Annotated in this window: 22 protein-coding genes and 2 pseudogenes; 14 read left to right on the forward strand and 10 right to left on the reverse strand. The window is 69.3% G+C overall.

The genetic code is table 11. The annotated features are described in order from the left end of the window. Positions 1-93: 93 nt before the first annotated feature. The 3 genes from tgmC to tgmA are packed head-to-tail and all read right to left on the reverse strand — an operon-like array spanning position 94 to position 2,479. Entirely contained in the window at positions 94-1,257 is a 1,164-nt protein-coding gene (tgmC, locus tag ACFRKB_RS21885; protein WP_383107930.1) for an ATP-grasp peptide maturase system methyltransferase, read from the reverse strand. Continuing rightward, positions 1,254-2,213 (reverse strand): ATP-grasp ribosomal peptide maturase, encoded by a 960-nt coding sequence (tgmB, locus tag ACFRKB_RS21890; protein WP_383107932.1) that lies wholly within the window; start codon positions 2,211-2,213, stop codon positions 1,254-1,256. Before tgmB ends, tgmC begins: the two co-directional genes overlap by 4 nt. Before the next feature lie 5 nt (positions 2,214-2,218). Beyond that, positions 2,219-2,479: a putative ATP-grasp-modified RiPP gene (tgmA, locus tag ACFRKB_RS21895; RefSeq protein WP_383107933.1), complete on the reverse strand. Its 261-nt coding sequence runs from the start codon at positions 2,477-2,479 to the stop codon at positions 2,219-2,221. A gap of 224 nt (positions 2,480-2,703) precedes the next feature. Between tgmA and ACFRKB_RS21900 the strand changes: the two are divergent. From ACFRKB_RS21900 to ACFRKB_RS21915, 4 genes and pseudogenes are all read left to right on the forward strand, one after another. Further along, positions 2,704-2,877 (forward strand): annotated as a pseudogene (locus ACFRKB_RS21900) (helix-turn-helix domain-containing protein); the annotation flags it as partial. Positions 2,878-2,973: 96 nt separating this feature from the next. Then, complete coding sequence (locus ACFRKB_RS21905; protein ID WP_383108133.1) at positions 2,974-3,957, forward strand: transcriptional regulator; 984 nt, start codon at positions 2,974-2,976, stop codon at positions 3,955-3,957. Between the two features lie 16 nt (positions 3,958-3,973). Next, on the forward strand, positions 3,974-4,327 hold the full coding sequence (locus tag ACFRKB_RS21910; RefSeq protein ID WP_383107934.1) for a hypothetical protein: 354 nt from the start codon (positions 3,974-3,976) through the stop codon (positions 4,325-4,327). A gap of 332 nt (positions 4,328-4,659) precedes the next feature. Then, the gene (locus ACFRKB_RS21915) at positions 4,660-5,553 is read left to right on the forward strand and encodes a PhzF family phenazine biosynthesis isomerase (protein WP_383107935.1); all 894 of its coding nucleotides are present in this window, start codon (positions 4,660-4,662) and stop codon (positions 5,551-5,553) included. 73 nt (positions 5,554-5,626) lie between these two features. On the opposite strand, the gene ACFRKB_RS21920 is transcribed toward ACFRKB_RS21915, so the two are convergent. From ACFRKB_RS21920 to ACFRKB_RS21930, 3 genes are all read right to left on the reverse strand, one after another. After that, positions 5,627-6,622, reverse strand: a complete 996-nt coding sequence (locus ACFRKB_RS21920; protein WP_383107937.1) for an aldo/keto reductase — start codon at positions 6,620-6,622, stop codon at positions 5,627-5,629. 96 nt (positions 6,623-6,718) lie between these two features. Further along, a complete protein-coding gene (locus ACFRKB_RS21925; protein ID WP_383107938.1) occupies positions 6,719-7,042 on the reverse strand; it encodes a nuclear transport factor 2 family protein in 324 nt (107 codons plus the stop codon). A 195-nt stretch (positions 7,043-7,237) separates the two neighbouring features. Further along, positions 7,238-7,645 carry a hypothetical protein gene (locus ACFRKB_RS21930; protein WP_382874120.1) on the reverse strand — a complete coding sequence of 136 codons (408 nt, stop codon included), beginning with the start codon at positions 7,643-7,645 and terminating at the stop codon, positions 7,238-7,240. Between the two features lie 388 nt (positions 7,646-8,033). Here ACFRKB_RS21930 and ACFRKB_RS21935 point away from each other — a divergent pair, with 388 nt between their 5' ends. Beyond that, positions 8,034-9,743 (forward strand): alkaline phosphatase D family protein, encoded by a 1,710-nt coding sequence (locus ACFRKB_RS21935; protein ID WP_383107939.1) that lies wholly within the window; start codon positions 8,034-8,036, stop codon positions 9,741-9,743. 70 nt (positions 9,744-9,813) lie between these two features. On the opposite strand, the pseudogene ACFRKB_RS21940 reads toward ACFRKB_RS21935, so the two are convergent. Then, positions 9,814-10,845, reverse strand: a pseudogene (locus ACFRKB_RS21940) (Gfo/Idh/MocA family protein). 77 nt (positions 10,846-10,922) lie between these two features. Between ACFRKB_RS21940 and ACFRKB_RS21945 the strand changes: the two are divergent. Beyond that, positions 10,923-12,266, forward strand: a complete 1,344-nt coding sequence (locus tag ACFRKB_RS21945; RefSeq protein ID WP_383107941.1) for a multidrug effflux MFS transporter — start codon at positions 10,923-10,925, stop codon at positions 12,264-12,266. A gap of 101 nt (positions 12,267-12,367) precedes the next feature. Here the strand turns inward: ACFRKB_RS21945 and ACFRKB_RS21950 are convergent, their stop codons facing one another. Beyond that, positions 12,368-13,648: a hypothetical protein gene (locus tag ACFRKB_RS21950; RefSeq protein WP_383107942.1), complete on the reverse strand. Its 1,281-nt coding sequence runs from the start codon at positions 13,646-13,648 to the stop codon at positions 12,368-12,370. Between the two features lie 592 nt (positions 13,649-14,240). Between ACFRKB_RS21950 and ACFRKB_RS21955 the strand changes: the two genes are divergently transcribed. Both ACFRKB_RS21955 and ACFRKB_RS21960 read left to right on the forward strand, forming a co-directional pair. Continuing rightward, complete coding sequence (locus ACFRKB_RS21955; RefSeq protein WP_383108135.1) at positions 14,241-15,305, forward strand: small ribosomal subunit Rsm22 family protein; 1,065 nt, start codon at positions 14,241-14,243, stop codon at positions 15,303-15,305. Between the two features lie 221 nt (positions 15,306-15,526). Beyond that, the gene (locus ACFRKB_RS21960; protein ID WP_383107943.1) at positions 15,527-16,378 is read left to right on the forward strand and encodes a calcium-binding protein; all 852 of its coding nucleotides are present in this window, start codon (positions 15,527-15,529) and stop codon (positions 16,376-16,378) included. A gap of 11 nt (positions 16,379-16,389) precedes the next feature. Here ACFRKB_RS21960 and ACFRKB_RS21965 read toward each other — a convergent pair whose 3' ends face one another. Both ACFRKB_RS21965 and ACFRKB_RS21970 read right to left on the reverse strand, forming a co-directional pair. Continuing rightward, positions 16,390-16,620: a DUF397 domain-containing protein gene (locus tag ACFRKB_RS21965; RefSeq protein WP_383107945.1), complete on the reverse strand. Its 231-nt coding sequence runs from the start codon at positions 16,618-16,620 to the stop codon at positions 16,390-16,392. Then, positions 16,617-17,450, reverse strand: a complete 834-nt coding sequence (locus ACFRKB_RS21970) for a helix-turn-helix domain-containing protein (RefSeq protein WP_383107946.1) — start codon at positions 17,448-17,450, stop codon at positions 16,617-16,619. The genes ACFRKB_RS21965 and ACFRKB_RS21970 overlap by 4 nt, the downstream gene beginning before the upstream one ends. A 147-nt stretch (positions 17,451-17,597) precedes the next feature. Here ACFRKB_RS21970 and ACFRKB_RS21975 point away from each other — a divergent pair, with 147 nt between their 5' ends. The 6 genes from ACFRKB_RS21975 (at position 17,598) to ACFRKB_RS22000 (ending at position 20,454) form a co-directional block, all read left to right on the forward strand. Continuing rightward, positions 17,598-17,738: a hypothetical protein gene (locus ACFRKB_RS21975; RefSeq protein WP_383107947.1), complete on the forward strand. Its 141-nt coding sequence runs from the start codon at positions 17,598-17,600 to the stop codon at positions 17,736-17,738. Then, positions 17,725-17,952 carry a hypothetical protein gene (locus ACFRKB_RS21980; RefSeq protein WP_383107948.1) on the forward strand — a complete coding sequence of 76 codons (228 nt, stop codon included), beginning with the start codon at positions 17,725-17,727 and terminating at the stop codon, positions 17,950-17,952. Before ACFRKB_RS21975 ends, ACFRKB_RS21980 begins: the two co-directional genes overlap by 14 nt. Before the next feature lie 324 nt (positions 17,953-18,276). After that, positions 18,277-18,783, forward strand: coding sequence for a DUF6879 family protein (locus ACFRKB_RS21985; RefSeq protein WP_383108137.1), 507 nt, complete (start codon positions 18,277-18,279; stop codon positions 18,781-18,783). Positions 18,784-18,900: 117 nt separating this feature from the next. Beyond that, a complete protein-coding gene (locus tag ACFRKB_RS21990) occupies positions 18,901-19,095 on the forward strand; it encodes a hypothetical protein (protein ID WP_383107950.1) in 195 nt (64 codons plus the stop codon). After that, positions 19,079-19,591: a DUF6879 family protein gene (locus ACFRKB_RS21995; protein ID WP_383107951.1), complete on the forward strand. Its 513-nt coding sequence runs from the start codon at positions 19,079-19,081 to the stop codon at positions 19,589-19,591. The genes ACFRKB_RS21990 and ACFRKB_RS21995 overlap by 17 nt, the downstream gene beginning before the upstream one ends. Beyond that, positions 19,588-20,454, forward strand: a complete 867-nt coding sequence (locus tag ACFRKB_RS22000; protein WP_383107952.1) for a helix-turn-helix domain-containing protein — start codon at positions 19,588-19,590, stop codon at positions 20,452-20,454. The genes ACFRKB_RS21995 and ACFRKB_RS22000 overlap by 4 nt, the downstream gene beginning before the upstream one ends. Positions 20,455-20,500 lie beyond the last annotated feature (46 nt).

Raw genomic sequence — 20,500 nt, forward strand, 5'->3', positions numbered from 1 at the left:
CCGGTTCGCACGGGGCCGTGCGACTACGTACGTAGCCACGAAGGTAGCCATGCCTCGTGGCGTCGGCGAGTCCCGGCCTCGGTGGGTGGCGGTTCAGGTGAGCCGGTGTTCCAGGCGCAGCGACGGGCAGTCGTCGATCCAGTACACGTGGGACTGGTCGGTGACGCGGAGTCGCACCGCATCGATATCCGGAGCCCCGGCGTCCTGCCAGGCGACAAGGGAGCGTTCGATGTCGTCCCACAGTGCCACGGGGCCGCCTTGGCGGACGATCCAGCCCTCGCCGTCAGAGATGAACTCGGCGAACGATTCCCGCTCCGGATCGAACAGGTACCGCAAGAGCGAGCCGTCGCCGCGGGCGGCGCGGACGAACTGCGCGCCGGGTGCGGCGAGCTGTGCGAGGAACGCGGGCATCCACTCCTCCAGGACGAGGGGCGACACCAGCGCGGGCCGCTTACTGTCCGCGTGCGCGGTGCGGGCAGAGAGGTCGCCGGCCAAGGGCGTCACTGTCTGGGACCGCGCCTGCATGAAGGCGGAGCGTCCGGTGATCGCACCCTCGGCGGCGCCGTTATCGCCAACGGTGACCTTCGCGAGACCGGTTCCCCAGGGCCAGGAGCCGATCGTGCTGAGGACGACGCCACCGGGCCTCGTCTGCCGGATCCATGCGTACGGGATGCGACGCACCGCGCAGGTGGCGATGACCCGGTCGTACGGTGCCCGGTACGGGTGGCCTAGAAGCCCGTCGCCCGTCACCGTCCACGTTGAGTAGCCGACGGTTTCCAGGGCGGCATCCGCCCGTGACGCCACCTGCGGGTCGACCTCGACCGTGGTGACGTTGTCCTCGCCGAGGTAGTGGCACATCAGGGCCGTGGAGTAACCGGTGCCCGTGCCGATCTCCAGGACACGATGACCTTCTGTGAGGCCCAGGACCTCGATCATGCTGACGACGGTGGTCGGATCGGTCGAGGACGATGTGGGTACGCCCGCGACTGGTTCGCCGGTCTGGTCGGCGGTGAGGTGGCCGTCGAGCTGGGTGGTGAGGGTGTCGACGCTGTACGCGATCCTCAGCCACTCGTCCGGGCCCGTACCGACGGCGGTGACGGGCCGCCAGGTCCGCCCCTCGTCCAGGAAGACTCCGGGGTGGAGGAACTGCTCGCGGGGGACGGATTCGACGGCCCCGCGCAGCCAAGGGGACTTCAGAACACCCTTGTTCGCGAGAACGGCCGCCATGCGGCGCCGCTCGGATGCCGGGTCGGTCATCGGCGGTCTCCTTGCATGAGTAGGTCGGCGAACGCGGCGGACATCGGGAGGCCGGTCTCCGTCTCCAGCCACCCCCACTGCCCGTTGGGATTCAGCTCCAGCCACCAGTAGTCTCCGGCCCGATCCACCGCGAGATCGAAGCTCCCTGATACCAGCTCCAGTCGGTCCAGGTAGGCGCGCAGTGCCTTGTCCATCCGGTAGGGCAGGTGCTCCACGGTGTAGGTCAGGGCGCTGTAGTCCTTGCGCCAGTCCAGCAGTTCGGAGTCGATGCGCACGGCGAACGCGCGCCGCCCCACGATCAGGACGCGGAGGTCGGCGACCTTGTCCACACGAGCCTGGAACAGGTGGGGTGCGACGCGAACACTGTCGTCGATCTCGTCGGCGGTGACGGGGTCGGCCCATCCGGTCACCGGCACGCCATCCCGCGTATAGGGAGTCCAGCGCAGCGTCTTGAAGATCGCGTCCCCTTGGATACGGATGAACTCGCGCGCCTCGGCCGGATTGTTGGTGACGAGCGTGGGCGGGACGGCGAAGCCGAGCTGCTGGGCGAGAGCGAGCTGGGCGGGTTTGTAGCTGGCCGCCGCAATGTGTAACGGGTGGTTGATCCAGAGCGGGCCGTCCAACGCGTAGAGCGTGCCCCCAAGTCCGTAGCGGACCTGCGCCGCCGCGAAACGGGAGTCGTCCGGCGGCAGGTGGGGAAACGACGGCCACTTCGGGCGGCGCCAGTACACCGATCGGACGCTGGTCAGGTCGGCGGTTCTCGACGGGGTGCGTACCTGCCCGACCACAGGGGCCGGGCAGGTGCCGAACCGAGCCGAGACCGTGAGGCCATCGCCGATGTCGCCGGGGTTGAAACGGAGCACGGGTACATCGCGCCGGTTGAGTTCGGTGATCACCATGTCGGCGGTGATGTCGTCCGCCTCGGTGGCCACCAGTACCGGCCTCTTCTCGGCCATGGTCATCAGTCCTGGTTGCTGTCCTGGTCGTGACCCTGGTCGTTCCGCGAGTCCGAGTTCGTCGTCGTGGAGGTCTCGGTGCCCGAACTGGTGCCGTGCTTGCCCATCTCGACCACGTGACCGGCACGGTCGCGGAACACCCCGAGCTGAGTCGTGGGGTCGACGACGACCGTGGCGTGGAGCCGTCGGATGACGGTCGGGTAGGGCGCGAGGCGCCCCGCACCCCACGGGCGCATGGGGGTGAGAAGTACGACGGAGGTGGTCATGAGACTCCTTGGGTCGGGAGAGGCTCCGGCGGCGCGTACGTACGGCCACTGGCGCCAAGGTTCCTGCGGGGCAGTTCGGAGAGTCCTTCAGCCTTCGAGCGGCGTGTGACCAGTGAACGACGATCCGTTACCGTCTCCCAGAGCGGACCTAGCGAGGTTCCCAGGCGTTTTCCGGGCATCGCGCGGTGCGAGCTGGGCAGGTGCTCTTTCCGAGAGGGAGACCAATGGCGTCGAGGCGTAGGCGTTTTGCCGAACGGCGGGCGATACAGGGTTACTCTCAGGAGGTATTCGCCGAAGCACTCGCGGTGGCCGTGTCCACCGTGATCCGCTGGGAGGGCGGCCGTGCCACACCACAGCCGCACCAACGACCCAGGATCGCCTGTCTGTTAGGAGTCACCCTCTCCGAGCTGGAAGGGCTTCTCGTCGAAGAGCCGCCGGTCGAAACGGCCGTGCCTCCTGATACCCCACCCCTCCTCTACGGTGAAGATGACGACATGAAGCGCCGCGATGTTCTGGGCCTGCTCGCTGTCACGGGAGCGATGGTCACCCTGCCTGGTTCGGACGAGGCTCCCCGAGGACACACGGGGACGGCACTCCTTGAGACAGGGGAGGAACTGCACCGCGGCCTGTGGCAGGTCTTCACCCTCTCGGACTCCAAGCCGACCGTCTTCCCGGCCGTACGCAGGCAACTCGACGTCCTGGCGAAGGGCCTGATCGAGGCGCGCACCGAAGCGGAGCGGGCTCGACTGTGCACGATGACGGGCGACCTCTATCAGCTCGCCGGCGAACTCTTCTTCGACGCCAACCGGTACACCGACGCAGCCCAGTGCTACACGCTGGCCGCCAACGCTGCTCATGCTGGTGGTGACCACGACCTCTGGGCCTGCGCCATGACCCGCCACGCCTACGTCGAGTTATACGCACATCGCGCGCCCGCCGCCCAGCCGCTGTTGGCGGCGGCCTCGCTGATTGCCCGCCGGGGCGACAGCGCACTGTCCACCCGCCACTGGGTCGCCGCCGTCCAGGCCCAGGCGTACGCCGCCATGGGTGACGTCGACGCCTGCACCAGAGCCCTCGACGAAGCCGAGGAGGTGCACTCTCTTGGTAACCGCTCGCACAACGGCGGCTGGCTCCGCTTCGACGGCTCCCGTCTCCCGGAGGAACGAGGAGCCTGCTACCTCCAGCTCGAACGCCCCGACCTCGCGGAAGACGCCCTCACCGCAGCCCTCGCACAGCCCCTGTCGCTGCGCCGTCGCGCCGCCGTACTGAGCGACCTGGCCGTCCTCGGGGTCCATCGGCGCGACGCCGGCCAGGTCGTGCACTACGCGGAGACAGTGATCAGCCTGGCCGACCAGTCGAACTCCGGATTCATCGCCAAGAAGCTGGACGGACTCCGAGGGCGTCTTGCCCCGCTCATGTCCGATGATCGAGTCTCGGATCTGGATCACCGAATCGCGGCGCTCTCGCGCACCGCATGACGAGAGGGACATGTGCATGAGTGACGGTCGGATCTTCCGCGAGGCATGGATCGCCGGTGTGACCGCGCATTACCCCGGTGAACCGAAGCCCGGCTACGTCACGCCGTGGGACGAGACCCCGGAGTGGGAGCGCGAGGCTGCCGCGGCCGTCTACGGACAGGTTCGCGACTTCATCAAGGTCAGCGAAGGGCACGCCGCACGGCTCACCCGAGAGCAGAAGGGCCGCTTCGTCGCGCTCTGCTGGACCGCCCAGATATTCAAGCACTTCAAGGATCCGAAGCCCGGATATGTCGCCGACTGGGCAGACTTGCCGGCCTGGCAGCAGGAGACGGACTCGGACATCTTCGAGCGCATCGAGCAGACCGTCTGAACCCGGTGGACGACGGCCCTCGTCCGGACCACCGGGGGCCCTCCTCCGACGTCAGGGCTCCCGGCCGACGAAGGACAGGAACGCTGTCTGGGGGTCGGCGTCGGGAGGGGCGGGAACGCTCGGCCGGAACGCCCCGGTCCCGATCGCTCAGCATCGCGTGCATGTCGTCGCGGCACCGCGTGAAGGCGAGGGCGACGGCTTCCATCCGGGCGGCGCGCCGGCCCGGCCGCCCGTCGGCTCCCTCGCAGGCTGCCCCGGGGAAGCCGGCCAGGGGCCCGGATGCCTCCCGGTGGGCGGGAATGCGCCGGACCGTTGTGGCTGTTGGCCCGAGCATGAGCCCGCACTCCGCACCCGCAGCCAGTTCCAGAGAAGTCCTCCGGTACACCGCGTTCTCGACCGATCCCGGGGGCGGCAATCCGGCTGGTGTCGTCCTGGACGCGGCCGGGCTCGGTGATGACGCGATGCTCGCGATCGCGGCCGAGCTGGGGTACAGCGAGAGCGCCTTCCTGACCGCGCCGCCGGAGGGGCTCGGCGAGCCGGGCCGGGCTTTCACCGTGCGGTACTTCAGCCCGAAGGCCGAGGTCCCCTTCTGCGGACACGCCACGGTCGCCACCGCCGTCGCGCTCGCCGAGCGGACCGGTCCCGGCGATCTCGTCTTCGCGACCCGTGCCGGGACCGTCCCGGTGAGGGTCGCCGAGCGGGACGGCGCGCTGCGGGCCACGCTCACCAGCGTCGAGCCGTATGTCACCGAGGTGGGCAGCCAGGACGTACGGGAAGCGCTCGCCGCGCTCCGCTGGCCGGCGACCGATCTCGACCCGGCGCTGCCGTCCCGTATCGCCTTCGCCGGAGCCCGCCACCTTGTGCTGGCCGCCGCGACCCGGGCCCGGCTGGCGGATCTCTCGTACGACTTCGAGCGCCTCGAAAAGCTCATGCTGCGGCTGGATCTGACGACCGTTCAGCTCGTCTGGAGGGAGTCCGCGACCGTCTTCCATGTCCGTGACCCCTTCCCGGTGGGCGGCGTCGTCGAGGATCCGGCGACGGGGGCCGCGGCGGCGGCGTTCGGTGCGTACGCGCGTGAACTCGGCGTCGTACCGGGCGAGTCGGTGCTCACCCTGCACCAGGGCACGGACATGGGCCGCCCGGGTGTGCTGACCGTGGAGCTGCGGCCGGGCGACCCGCGCGTCCGGGTGTCGGGCGCGGGCGCCCGGATCCCGGACATGCCGTAGGCGAGCACGTCCGAAGTCCCGTCCGCCCGGGGGCGGACGACGCCACTTCGGACCTGCTCGTCCAGCGGTGGCGCTACGCGGCCAGCAGGTCGCGGATCTCCTTCATCTGACTGTCGCGCAGCGGCCCGTACGCGAGGGCGCCCGCGTTCTCCTCAACCTGGGCGACCGAGCGGAAGCCCGGGATCGGCACCGTATGCGGGCTGCGCGCCCACAGCCAGGCCAGCGCGCCCTGCGCGAGGGTGCGGCCGTCGCTGGTGAGGACGTCCCGTACGGACTCGACGCGCGCCGCCCACTCGGGCGACGGCACCCCGCCCGCCCCGAACCACCGCAGCCAGGCCGGGGGTACGGTCCGGATGTCCCCCGCGCCCGCGGCCTGGGCGCCGCCCCCGGACCGCCTGGCCAGCAGCCCCATCGCGAGCGGGCTGCGGTTGACGCTCGCGAGGTCGCGCTCCGCGCACAACGCGAGCATTTCCGGCGCGTCCTGGAGCACATTGCAGGCGTGCTGCACGGCCGCGCAGTGCGCCCCTTCGGCGAAGAGCGCGGCGCGCTCCGGGTCGTCGGTGCTCCAGGCGTACGCGCGGATCAGCCCCTCGCGTACGAACTCCTCGCAGAGGTCGCGGAGTTCGGCCGCCCGGTCGAGGGCCGCATCGGACAGATGCAGCTGGTAGAGGTCGATGTGATCGGTGTCGAGCCGGCGCAGCGACGCGGTGAGCGCGCGCCGCGCGTACGCGGGCGTGTCATCGGCACCCGTCCGGGTCCTGGTCGCCTCGTCGCACACGTTCCCCCACTTGGTGGCGATGACGACCTCGTCCCGCCGCCCCCGCACCGCGCGCCCGAGCACGCGCTCGCTGTGGCCCGTCCCGTACGCGTCGGCCGTGTCGAAGAAGGTGACCCCCAGCTCGATCGCCCGCCGGATCGCGGCCACGGACTCCTCGTCGTCGACCGCGCCCCAGCCGAGCGGATTTCCGGCGGTGTCCTGCCACTCACCGCCGATCGCCCAGCACCCGAAGCCGAGCGCGCCGACGGTGATCCCGCTGTGTCCCAGTGTTCTGCTCTCCATGGATTCCATGGAGAGAACGCTAGGAGTTGAAGCGCACGCGAAGACAAGAACCCGGACCAGGATCAGCGGCGGCAACGGAAAAAGCCCACCGCCTGAGGGGGTCCGTCACGCCTGCCCCGTCTCGAACCGCTCGACCTTCCCGTCCCCGACCGTGAACCGCCACGCGGTCCGCATCTCGCCCCAGGTGTCATTGCTGTAGCGCGCGACCAGCGCCAGCCCGCTGTCCGACTGCGACTCGACGTCCATGCGCCCGCGCGAGGTGAAGATCTCCCGGTCGGTCCACTCGTCGAGGTCCCGCTCGGACCCGTCGTCCGACATGGTCGCCCCGGGCGCGAGCGCGTCCCGGAACGCCTCACGGTCACCCTTGTTGACCGCACGCACGAACGCGCGGACCGCGGGGTCGCTGAGCTTGTCCACGGAGATGGTCACGGGTCCTCCTCGATGCGTCGATCTGTCGATGTGCCGAAGTACCGAAGTGCCGAAGTGCGGCGAAGCGCCGAGTGTGCCGAAGTGCCGATGCGCCGCAGCCTGGATGCCGGAAGCGCTGTGGAGTCCCCTCCATCCCTACACCGTCCGGCGCCGCCGCGCCCCTCGGACGTCACTCCCTTGGCCGCACCCCCGGCGTCATCCGAAGAACCGGCGCAGCAGCCAGTCCGGCATCACATCCGCCTCCCGGATGGGCGGCCCGAACTCGAATCCGTGCCGTCCCGCGTGCCCCTCCGGAAGACAGCAGCTCTCCTCCGACACATTCCCGGCCAGGAACTTCTCCGGACACGACTCCAGCCGGAGCAGCTCCCGCTCCGGTCCGTACTCCCCGGTATCCGGCCACCGCGCCCACATCACCCACGGAGCCGCCGTCTCCGACCCGCGTACACACTGCGCGATCACATGATGCAACCCCTCGTGCCCCGCCTCCAGCGCACACCACAACACCCGCTCGGACCGGAATCCGCCCTCCAGTCTGTCGAGCGCGGCCATCTCCTCGTCGAGAAAGAGAATCCGCCCCGGACACGACACCTGATGAATCGACACGGCCGACCACCTCCGGTCCGCCAGTGTGCCCCCACCCCCCGCGCCCGTCAGTGAATCGCCCCCACGTCACCCGTGAGCGCGTTCCCTCGACCATGCATCCGTGCCGCTGTGTTCCGCCCCCACGGACGGCCCGCCGGACAACCCCGGCGGGCCGTCCACGCGTGCGTCCCGCCTCGCGAACAACGTGCCCACCGCGGCGATTCGCCCCTTGGTGTTGATCTTCCGCACGGCGATCACGGGCAGGCAGGGTACGTGCGTCACGTGGGGTACAACTTGGCGCAGCACGCGGTCCTCATCCGGTCGCCATGCGTATGTTGTGCGCACGACAACGGGGCGCCTTCGCCTCCGACTGCAATGCGAGTGACAGCCGCCGTCAGGGGAGGGGCACATGACACCTGTACTTCGCCACGCACCGGCCAGCCGTACACCCGACAGCCAGGTACCGGGCAGCCGCACACCGGCCGGCCGTTCCCCCGGCAGTGCCCATTCCGCCGAGCTCAGAGCCGCCGCCGCGCATCTCGGCCGCCGTCGCTTCCTCACCGGCACCGCTGCCGCCGCCGCGCTCGCCTTCGCCGTCGATCTGCCGCGGGCAGGCGTCGCGAGCGCCGCCGAGCTGGACGTCAGGAGGATCGCCGAGGACCCGTTCACCCTCGGCGTCGCCTCCGGGGACCCGAGCCCCGGCAGCGCGCTGCTCTGGACCCGGCTCGCGCCCCGCCCGTACGAGGCCGACGGCGGTCTGCCCGCCAACCGGGTCTCCGTACGGTGGGAGCTGGCCCACGACGCGGCCTTCAGCCGGATCGTCAAGCGCGGTGAGACCGACGCGCACCCGGAGTTCAACCACAGCGTGCATGTCGAGGTCCCCGGGCTGGAGTCCGGCCGGGTGTACTACTACCGCTTCCGCACCGGCAGTTGGATCAGCCCGGTCGGCCGCACCCGAACCGCGCCCGCCGCGGGCGCCAGGACGAGCGCGCTGGCGTTCGCCGCCGTCTCCTGCCAGGCGTACCACGACGGCTACTTCACCGCGTACAAGCACCTCGCGGCCGAGGATCTCGATGTGGTCTTCCACCTCGGCGACTACCTCTACGAGTACGCCGTCAACTCCGCCGGCGGCGCCCGTAACTACCAGGACCGCGTGCTGCCCGCGCACTTCAACCGCGAGACGGTCACGCTGGACGACTACCGGATGCGGTACGGGCTCTACAAGTCCGACCCGGACCTGCGGGCCGCGCACGCCGCGCACCCCTTCGTCGTCACCTGGGACGACCACGAGACCGAGAACAACTACGCGGGAGACGTCCCCGAGAACGACGTACCGCCGGAGGAGTTCCTGCTGCGCAGGGCCTCCGCCTACCGCGCGTACTGGGAGAACCAGCCACTGCGCGCCCCGCAGCGGCCCAACGGCCCCGACATGCGCCTCTACCGCAGGCTGCGCTTCGGACGGCTCGCGCAGTTCGACATCCTCGACACCCGCCAGTACCGCGACGACCAGGCGTACGGCGACGGCTGGCAGCTGCCGGGCCCGGAGTCCGAGGACCCGGGACGCACGATGACAGGACCGAACCAGGAGCGGTGGCTGCTGGACGGCTGGAAGAAGTCCACGGCGACCTGGAACGTCGTACCCCAGCAGGTGACCTTCGCCCGGCGCCGCAATCTGCCGACGGACGGGTACAAGCTGTCGATGGACTCGTGGGACGGCTATCCCGCCTCCCGGCAGCGGCTGCTGAACGGCGTCGAGGCGGCCGGTCTCAAGAACTTCATGGTGCTGACCGGCGATGTGCACACGGCCTACGCGTACGACCTGAAGAAGGACTGGGACAACCCGGGGTCGCGCACGCTGGGCACCGAGATCGTGGCGACCTCCATCTCCAGCGGCAAGGACGGCACGGACCGGCCGTCCAACTGGGCCACGTTCATGGAGGCCAACCCGCACATGCGGTTCTACAACGGGCGGCGCGGTTACGTCACGGTGGCGCTCGGCGAGCGGCAGGCGCGGGCGGACTTCAAGACGGTCCAGGTCATCACGACGCCCGGGGCCCCGGTCACGACGGCGGCGTCCTTCGTGACCGAGGTGGGCGACCCGGGGCTCAAGCCGGCCTGACGGAGTTCAAGCCGGTCCGACGGGCCTCGGGCCGGTCGTCCGACCCGGCCTCGGGCCGGACCGGCACGGCTCAGGCCGCTCCGCCGTCGTCCGCGGGGAAGCGGACGCCGATACGGTCCCGTACCGCGTCGAGCGTCCGCATCACCGCGAGCGTGCCGTCCAGCGGCACCAGCGGGGATTCGGTCGCGCCGGCCCGCAGACAGCGCATCACCTCGGCCGCCTCGTACTGGAGGCCGTGGAGCGCGCCGTCGCCGGTGAACTCCTCGGGCTCCGTGCCGTCCCGGTGCAGTACGAACCGCTCCGTCCCGAAGAAACCGGACGGCACCTCGATCCGGCCCGCCGTGCCCGTCACCGTCGCCGTTACGGGGGTCCTGGCCGTCACCGAGCAGGTCAGCAGCGCCGTCGCCCCGGAGTCCCAGCCCAGCAGCATCCCCGTGTTGAGATCGACGCCCTCGGGCGAGAGCAGCGCGTCGGCCTGGACGCGGTCGGGCTCACCCAGCAGCAACTGCGCGAAGGAGACCGGATAGACGCCGAGATCGAGCAGCGCGCCGCCGCCGAGCGCGGGGTCGCGCAGCCGGTGGGTGGCGTCGAACGGGCCCTGGAGGCCGAAGTCGGCCTGGACGGTACGGATCTCGCCGATCGCGCCGTCCCGGACCAGTTCCACCAGCCGCAGGATGACGGGGTTGCAGTACATCCACATGGCTCACATCAGGAAGAGACCGCGCTCCCGGGCGAGCGACACCAGCTCCCCGGCCTCGCGCGCGTTGAGCGTGAACGCCTTCTCGCAGAGGACCGGCTTTCCGGCGGCCAGGGCCAGTCCGGCGGCGGACCGGTGCGCGGAGTGCGGGGTCGCCACATAGACGACGTCCACCTCCTCGTCGGCGAGGAGCCCGGCCCAGTCGCCGTACGCCCGGGGGATCCCGAACCGGCCCGCGAACGCCTTCGCGGACGCGTCGCTGCGCGAGGCCACCGCCACCACCTCGGCGTCCGGCAGTTCCCGTACGTCGGTGGTGAACCGCGCGGCGATCCCGCCCGTCGCCAGCACGCCCCACCGAACGGCTCCCTCCCGCGACACCTGCTGTGACATCTGTCCTGTTGTCATGGCTGCCCCACATAAAGGTCTCGACCGCTCCCGCTGAGCTGAGAGCATAGGTAAGGATTCAACGACATGGAGAGACGATGCCGGACGGCGGCCGAACCACCGAAGGACGTAAAGGACATATAACGCCCGAGCAGCGTCGCTCGGCACCGATTCCGGAACAGCGGCAGGCACCCCCGCAGGACCACACGGCGGGCGCGCGCCGCGCCGGGCTGCTGGTCACCCTCGTACTCGGCGGGCTCACCGCGCTGCCCCCGCTGTCCATGGACATGTACCTCCCTGCCCTGCCGGAGGTCACCCGCTCGCTGAACTCACCCGCGGCGACGGTTCAGATCACCCTCACCGCCTGTCTGGCGGGCATGGCGCTCGGCCAGATCGTGGTCGGGCCGATGAGCGACAAGTGGGGGCGGCGCCGGCCGCTGCTGCTCGGCATGATCGTGTACGTACTCGCCACCGCGATCTGCGCGCTGGCGCCCACCACCGAACTCCTCATCGGCTTCCGCCTCTTGCAGGGGCTGGCGGGCGCGGCGGGCATCGTGATCGCCCGCGCGGTGGTGCGTGATCTCTACGACGGTGTGGAGATGGCGCGCTTCTTCTCCACCCTCATGCTGATCTCCGGGGTCGCGCCGGTCATCGCGCCCGTGATCGGCGGACAGGTGCTGCGCCTCACCGACTGGCGCGGCATCTTCGCCGTCCTCACGGTGGTCGGCGTCGTCCTCACGTTCGTCGTCTGGAAGTGGCTGCACGAGACGCTGCCGCCGGAGAAGCGGCACAGCGGCGGCACCGTCGCGGCGCTGCGTACGATGCGCGGGCTGATCGCGGACCGGATCTTCACCGGCTACATGCTCGCGGGCGGTCTGGCCTTCGCCGCGCTGTTCGCGTACGTCGCGGCCTCGCCGTTCGTGGTGCAGGAGATCTACGGCGCCTCGCCGCAGACCTTCAGCCTGCTTTTCGGCGTCAACTCCATCGGGCTGATCACCGTCGGCCAGATCAACGGCAAGGTGCTCGTCGGCCGGGTCAGCATGGACCGGGTGCTGGGCTTCGGGCTCACGGTCATCACCGTCGCCGCGCTGGCCCTGCTGCTGATGACCTCCGGGGTGTTCGGTCCCGTGGGGCTCTTCCCGGTCGCGGCGGCGCTGTTCGTGCTGATGTCCGCGATGGGGCTCGCGATGCCCAACACCAACGCGTCGGCGCTGATGCGGACCCCGCACGCCGCGGGCTCGGCGTCCGCGCTGATCGGTACGTCGTCGTTCCTGATCGGCGCCATCGCCTCGCCGCTGGTGGGGATCGCGGGCGAGGAGACGGCCGTTCCGATGGCGGTCGTGCAACTGGTGTGCGCGGTCGGCTCGCTCGGCTGCTTCCTCGGTTTCGTACGGCCGTGGCGGCACCAGCAGCCGATGGAGCGCCCGGCCGCCCGACCCTGAACCCTTGATGTCGCGGTCTGTCCGCTGACGTCGCAGTATGTCCGCTGATGTCGCGGTCGGTCTGTTGACGTCGCGGTCAGTCCGCGCCGGGGCTCGGAGCCTCAGCCCTGGCGCGGGTAGCCGATCAGATGCGGGCGGTCCTTCGAGTCCGTCCAGCGGAAGAGCCCGACTCCCGACGCCTCCGCGCTGGGCAGCCGGAGATTGGTGGCCAGGGCCTCGGGCGTCGCGGTCGTGAGGTCCACCATGACCGGGTTGCCGCCGCCCGCCAGCGCGTCCTGCGTGTTGCGGGCGCTCACCGCGCCGTACGCCGTGCCGTCGTCCGACACGGTGGTCAGGGTCAGCGGCTGGGTGCCGTCCGCCTCCTCGAAGCAGTACGCCTTCTTCTCGTCCAGGTCGAAGGCGAGCCGCCCGGCGATCAGGAAACGGCCGTCGGGGGAGGCGATGAGGCGCGGGTCCTCGGCCGGGTTGATCGCCGGCTTACGGCATCGCACCTGCGTCACGACCTTGCCGTTCGCCGCGTCGTGCACCGCCCAGACCTCGTGCGTACGGGCGTCCTTGGCGCCCTTCTTCTGCTGCCACTTGGCGAGGATGTAGCCGCTCGCCATCGAGGCGGGCACACCCGAGGCGGCGTCGGTGTCCTTCGGCGCGCTCTGCCGGCTGAACCAGCCGCCGCGTACCCAGAACTCCTTGGCCCCGCCGACGAGCAGCCCCTTCGCGGTGACCCCGTGCACCTCGGTCAGCTTGCGGCACTCCTTGCAGCCCTTGGGGTAGCCGAGCGAGCCGGGCGGGACCTTGACCACATCGCCGGTCTCCGGGTCGATGACCGCGCTGGTGGCCTTGCCGTCGCTGATCAGAATGGCGGGTCCCGCCGCGCTCACCTTCGGCGCGTCCGCCCAGGGGGTTTCGACCCGCAGGCGGGAGCCGTCTGCCGCGTTGTAGATGTCGAGGGAGACGATGGAGTCGGCGGGGCGCAGCTCGTCCTGATCGAGTTTCCCGTACGACCAGGTGACGAAGTACTCCTGGTCGTCCTTGGTGACGGACAGCAGCCGGGGGAACCGGTCGGGGCTGAACAACGGCCGCCAGGGCTCCCCGTCCCAGCCGCGCTCCCCGGTCTCGGGATCGAGCGTCCGCAGCCGGAACCGGTACGCTCCGGCCCGCTCCAGATAGGCGAGCCGGTTCGTCTCATGGGCGAGGGCGAAGTCGGGGGAGCCGTCCACGATCTCCCAGCCGCGCGCGGCGTCGTACCTGTCCGGCACGCTGAGCCGCGGCGCCCGCTCCGCGACATTCGTCACGGGCTTCTTGGCCGCGCCGTCGTCCTTCGGCTTGGCGGGCTTGTTCCCGCCGCAGGTACTGAGCAGGAGCAGCAGCGCCAGCACGATCACCCCGACGACCAGGATCAGGCGTACGATCCGCTGCCGTACGGTTCCCTCACCGCCCCCGCGGAAGCGACCGCCTCCAGGGAAGCGACTACCCCCAGGGAAACGACTACCTCCAGGGAAGCGACTGCCCCCGGGCGAGAAGCCGCCTCCGCGCGAGAAACGGCCCCCGCGAGAGAATCCGGTCCCACGGGAGAAGCGGCCTTCGCGGGAGAAGCGTCGTCCGCTGGGTACGTCGGCCTGTCGGGGCCGGCGCACGAACCTCTGTTTCATGGTTCCCCTGCTGTCTCACGGCTGTCTCACGAGCCGGCTCAAGTGTCCCCCCGTGAGCGCGGCTGCCGGACAAGGAGCGCCAGCGTAGCAACTGCGCCTGTGCCCACCGCAGTTTGCCTGACCGTTATGACGGCCCGATTCGGCGGGTGAGGCTGCCCGTTTCGGCGGGCACGCCCGGGAGCGGGCCGCGTGTCAGAATTCGACGGTGAATCCCGCCGAGTCCGAATCCGCCGCCGAGTCCGCCACCGGGGCCGCTGCCGAGTCCGCCACTCGGTCCGCCACCGGCGGTTCCACCGGGGCCGCCGCCCTCCCCGCCGCCGAAGCGCTGCGCGCCGCGCTCGCCGGGGTGCTCGACGGGCTGCCGCCCAGGCAGGCGGCCGGGGCCGTCGAGCGGCTGATCGCCAACTACCGGGGTACCACTCCCACCGACGCGCCCGTACTCCGTGACCGCTCCGACGTCGCCGCGTACGCCGCGTACCGGATGCCGGCCACCTTCGAGGCGGTACGGGCCGCGCTGGAGGCCCTGGCCGACGCGGCGCCCGGCTGGGCGCCCGGGAGCCATGTCGACGTGGGCGGCGGTACGGGGGCGGCGGTCTGGGCGGCGGAAGCGACATGGGCCGAGGACGCGATGTGGTCGGCAGACGCGACATGGGCCGAGGACGCGACATGGGCGGAGCACCGGCGGCCCGGCGGCGAGGAGCCCCGTAAGGAGGCCCGCAAGGAGGCCCGTGCCACCACCGTCCTGGACTGGGCTGAGCCGGCGCTCGCCCTGGGGCGTGAGCTGGCGGCCTCGGGAGCGCCCGCGCTCCGTGCGACGGACTGGCGCCGGGCCAGGATCGGCGGGGAGTTGACGCTGCCCGAGAGCGATCTCGTGACGGTCTCGTACGTACTGAAGGAACTGACCGAACGCGACCGCACCGCACTCGTCGCCGAGGCCGCGCGGGCCGGGCAGGCCGTGGTGATCGTCGAACCCGGTACGCCCGACGGCTATCTGCGGATCATCGAGGCGCGTGATCAGCTCATCGCGGCGGGCTTCCGTATCGCCGCCCCCTGCCCGCACGACGGCACCTGCCCGATCGAACGGGGCACGGACTGGTGCCACTTCGCGGCCCGGGTCAGCCGCTCCTCGCTGCACCGCCAGGTCAAGGGCGGCTCGCTGCCGTACGAGGACGAGAAGTTCAGCTATGTCGCGGCCGTACGGTTCGAGGCGCGCCCGGCGGAGGCCCGGGTGACGCGGAAGCCGCAGATCCGCAAGGGACAGGTGCTGCTGGACCTGTGCACGAGGGATGACGGGCTGCGCCGGGAGACGGTCACCAAGCGCCACGGTCCGCTCTACAAGGAGGCCAGGGACACGGCGTGGGGCGACGCCTGGCCGTCGGCGGGTGGCTGAGCGGGGCTCGGGTTGCCTCGCAGTGTCCTCCAATGGAACGCCGGGAGGCCCTGAGATGACATGTTCGCCCCGGCCAACCGAAGTGACTTCTCGACACAACCGGCGCTCCCGAAGCCCTGTCTAAGCGGGTGTTCGGAGACGGCAACCGACCACCTCCGGCCCGCCGGCGCCGCTGCGCCAGGTGCTTGACCACCACCAGTTCCGAGAAGGGGCACTTCTGCATGCGTAAGCATGGAATCATCGCCGCCGCCACCCTCGCCCTCGCGTTCAGCGGGGCCATGTTCACCGCGCCCGCCGCCCAGGCGGACACATCGGCCGCGACCGGCCCGGCCACTCTCGTCCACGACGACGGCGCGCTCTGGTACAAGGCCGCTGACGGACAGGCGAACCGACTGAAAGTCTCCGTGAAGGACATCGATGTCGACCCCTCCGACTTCGGGTCCGATTACCAAATCACCTTCCGCGACCGGTTCAAGATGACCATCGACGCGTCCGCGAAGAAGTGGGCCGCCTGCACGTACCCCTCGGCGACCGACCGCACCGTCGTCCAGTGCACGATCGCCGCGCCCCTGGGCTCCGACGACTCGACCACCTACGAGGTCGACCTCGGCGACGGCGACGACACGGCGACGATCACCTCCGACAGCAGCGCGATCGCCGCGATCCACGGCGGTCCGGGCGACGACGTCCTCAAGGGCACCGGACAGAACCAGTTCAACGGCGGCGACGGCGACGACCGTGTCGACGGCGGCAACGGCCTCGGCGCCGACGGCGGCAACGGCGACGACATCCTCACCGGCGCCTGCCAGTACATATGCCGAGGCGGCGCCGGAAACGACTCCGTCACCGGAACCGGCGACATCAACACCCTGTACGGCGACGACGGCAACGACATCCTGCGCGCCGGCGGCGACAACGACGAGGTCTACGGCGGCAGGGGCAACGACAAGCTCTACGGCGAGAAGGGCAACGACACGATGTACGGCAACAGCGGCGACGACGTGCTGTACGGCGGCCCGGGCAACGACAAGCTCTCCGGCGGCCCGGGGAAGAACAAGGTCTACCAGGACTGACGGCCGCTCAGTCACCCGTGGGGGAGCACCGCCCCCTCACGGGTGCGCCCGGCGAAGGCGACGAAGTCGTTCCAGGCGGTGGGGGTGAGCAGGAGGACGGGCCCGGTGGAGGTCTTGGTGTCGCGTACGGGGACGATGCCGAAGGGGACGAGGTTGCGGGCGAACTCGACGCACTGCCCCTCTTGCTGACTGCTGTAGCTGGACTTCTCCCACTGCGCGTCGGAGAGGTCGAATGTGTTCATCGTGTCCAGTCCTCCATCACTTCGCGCATCATTTTGAGCGTCGCCGTTGGGGAGAGCGCGTCGGCGCGTAGCCGATCGTAGAGCACGCTGGCATCCGCCACGACCTTCCGGGAGTCGGTCACATGACCCGCGCCCAGAGTCTCCTGGTAGAGCATGTCCGGCTCGTCGTCGTCGAACTTCAGCAGCGTGAACCCCAGAGACCACGCGGGAGTCCCGGCGCTGAACGGCAGCAGCTGAATCGTGAAGCGAGGTGACTCCGCCTCCTCGATAAGGTGCGCCACCTGCTCGGCCATGACAGAGCGACTGCCGATCTCGCGCCGCAGACACGACTCGTCGAGAACGACCCAAACCAACGGAGGATTCTCGCGCTCCAGCACTTCACGCCTCTTGAACCGGCGTGCGACCCTCTCGGCGGTCACGTCCAGGGGATCGGTGGGACGCCACTTCCGGTAGAGGTCGTGCGCGTACGCCTCGGTCTGCAACAGGCCCATGATCAGGCTGTTGCTGTAGTCCAGGATGGCGGAAGCCTGCTGTTCGAGCAGGACGTACGGCTCGAACCAGTCCGGGTACCCACCCTTCTCGGCACACCGATCCCGTAGCCGCGCGAACATCCCCGGCGTACCAAACACCTGGTCGCAGCCTGCGGCGAATTCCGGACTGGCCATCCGGTCCCCGGCCTCCACCTTCGCTACGTACTGCTGCCCGTACCGCGCGGGAGCGCCCACCTCGCGCTGGCTCAGCCCCTTGCCCAGCCGCCACTCGCGCACCTCGGCACCGAAGTAAGCGGCCCCGCTGACCGGCCCCGTCGCCCTCTTCAGACCGTCCGACATGTGTCGTCCCTCCTCCACCCCAGACCCGGTGTTGTGCTCTCAACTCTGGTCAGCGTACGCGCGAATGCCGATTGTTGTGCACAGACAGTAGTTGCCCGACGACGTAGGGGTGCGTAGATGATTGACCGGAAACCACCGACCACGGACATGGCCGCACACACCGACGAGGAGGACGGCTTCCACCGCCTCGTCCCCGAGTGGGTGCCCCGCACATTCGCCGAGCCGACACCGGAGTTGACGGAGCGTGTGGCGTGCGGACTGCGGAGGCTGGCCGATGACGCGAAGTGAAGCGCGCAGGCGTCTGTCGCTGATGATCGCCGCGTACGGTGTGGACGGTTCGCTCGTCGTACCGAGATACGCGTCCGACCCCGATCCCGACCTGGGCGCCGAAGGCGCGGACCTCGCCCCCGGGGACGCGCTCAGGTGGCCGCCGTGCGCATGCGGCAACTCATCGTGCCCCGACTCCGCACCCCGCGCCGGTGACCGCGAGGGCGAGCAATGACCCTATCGCTACCGGAACTTGAACCCGCCCCCGCAACCGACTGCGACGTGTGCGCGGCGCTCTGCCGCCAACGCGAGGAAGCACGGGCCGTTGGCAACACCCGCATGGTCCGTGACTGGAACAACGAACTCCGCAATCACCCGCACCGCCGCGCGGGAGACTGGAAGTGACCCGTCTCGCCCGACCGCTCCCGGTACCGCGGCCGGGGTTGGGCGAACTCCGCCCCGCCATGCTGAGCTGGTGCGACGATTCGTAGCGTGCTGAGCGCACAGATAGGAAGACGTCTGAAGGAGGCGGCCCGTGCCCGTGGATGGCTCTAGTCCCGTGCTGCTGGACGGCGACGAGTGGCAGGCCCACTTCCGCGACTTCAAGCGCTCCGCGTTCCGCCTGGAAGTCCACCAGACGTACACCATGCCGACAGAGGAGGCCACCGTCCGCGACTTCCCGGCCGGAGCCCCGAAGCCGGATGGCTTCAACGCGCAGTGGCACCAGACTATCCGGGACCATGCGGCAGCCGGACGCACGATGACCCGCGCCAAGATCGTCCGTCGGCCGCTCACGCCCTACAGTCGCTACCTGTTCGAGTGGTGCATCCCGGGGAATGTGGCAGCCGGGGAGAGCTACCGCATAGTCGATGTGACGGACCAGCCGAACCCCGGACTGCCAGAGCAGGACTTCTGGCTGTTCGACGAGGTGACCGTCGTTCATCTGAACTATCGCCCCGACGGGACGCAGATCAATCGGGAACTGATCCAAGACCCGGACATCGACAGGTATCTCGCGTGGCGGGATCTCGCCCTGGAATGCGCAGTACCGTTCAGCGCCCCCTGACGAGCCCGACCACGCGGTGGGCTGGTCTATGCAGGAACGCGGGTAGCTCTTGCTCCTCAACGATCACCGCTCTAGCGTCCGAGGCATGTATCCGCAGAGAAGCGAGGGGGAACAATCATGAAGCTGACGCGGATCTCCGGCGGAGACCCCGATTGCCGGACAGATGACTGCCCCACGGTCTACCGCACGGACAAGCCCAAGACGCTTGCGATTCAGGGCTACATCGTCGAGCACGCGACTCCCGAGGGCGAAGCGGTGGTCTCCATCCCCGAAGACGTGCTGAGGGAGGCTGTGCGTGCACTTGGATGGTGATCAGTGGACCGCCTTCTTCGGTTCGTTCGAGCGGGAAGCGTTCCGGCTCGAAACCCTCCCTGTTTATGCCATGAAGGGTGAAGAGGAGGAGTTCGAGGCGTTCCAGACCACGGGAAAACTGGAACTCCCCCAGGATGACCCGTGGCTGGTGAAGGTTCGGAGCTTCCGTGATTCGGGGCGCCGGATTCGGCGAGTACACGTCGTCACCAGGCCACTCACGGATTACCTCCGGTACGAATTCGCCGCGTATCGCTACAACGTCGAGGCCGGAGAGGATGTGCGCATCCTTGATCTCACCGACCGCGAGAACCCTGGACTGCCTGACCAAGACTTCTGGCTGTTCGACAGTTCCCAGGTCGTCGCCATGAACTATCGGTCTGATGGCACACAGATCAGCCGAGACCTTCTTGAGGTTCCGGACCTCAACCAGTACCGGAAATGGCAGGAACTGGCTCTCTCGCTGTCGGTTCCGTTCTCGGAGTACGGCGCAGATTGAAGATAGACCCGCAAAAGGCCGGGCAGGATCGCCTCGATCTCGCAACAGCGCTCAAGGAGCTACGCCGTGCATCCGGCCTCTCGGGCGAGCGGTTGGCCGTGCGTTGTGGAATGTCCCAGAGCAAGGTCTCTCGAATAGAGACGGGGCGATTCCTGCCGTCTGTTGTGGACGTACAGCAGATTCTTCGCGCACTGGGCGTGGACGATGCCACGGCGGCGGACCTGCTGAGCCTGGCCCAGGTCGCGAATGCCGCGTACGAGGACGTCAGAACGTCCGTGAGACGCGGCCTGCACCATCGTCAGCGGGAGCTCGCCACGCTGGAGTCGGGTGCTCGCCATATGCGGCATTTCTTGCCCGCCATGGTCACCGGTCTGCTCCAAACCCCGAACTATATGCGCCAAGCCATGTCCCCCGCCGTGGAGCCCGCAGGAGGTGACATCTCCCGAGCCATGGCCCTGAAGCTGGAGCGGCAAGGCGTGCTTCACGACCCGTCCAAGCGTTTCGAGTTCCTGCTGACGGAATCAGCAGTTCGGTGGCAGCTGTGCGATGCCTCGGTCATGGCCACGCAGATTGATCACCTCGTGTCGGTTTCGAGGTTTCCCAACGTGCGTCTATCAGTGCTGCCTTTGGCGCGCCGAGTAACGGACGCGCCATTTCATACGTTCGTCACCTACGACGACCGACTCGTGACGGCTGAACTGTTCAGTGGTCAAGTCGTTCTGCGTGACCCCAAGGATGTCGACTATTACCGAGAGTTGTTCGACTTCTTTGCTGAGCACTCGGCGGGTGAGGAGGACACTCGGGCCATCTTGGAGTCCTGGGCCGATAGTTACAGGACCCAATCCATGCGGGAACGCGACTGACAGTACCGAGCGAGTGCTTTCGGTACAACAATGGGTTCCACGCCGA

Origin of the sequence: Streptomyces scopuliridis (assembly GCF_042790125.1) — a bacterium.
Lineage (GTDB): Bacteria > Actinomycetota > Actinomycetes > Streptomycetales > Streptomycetaceae > Streptomyces > Streptomyces scopuliridis_A.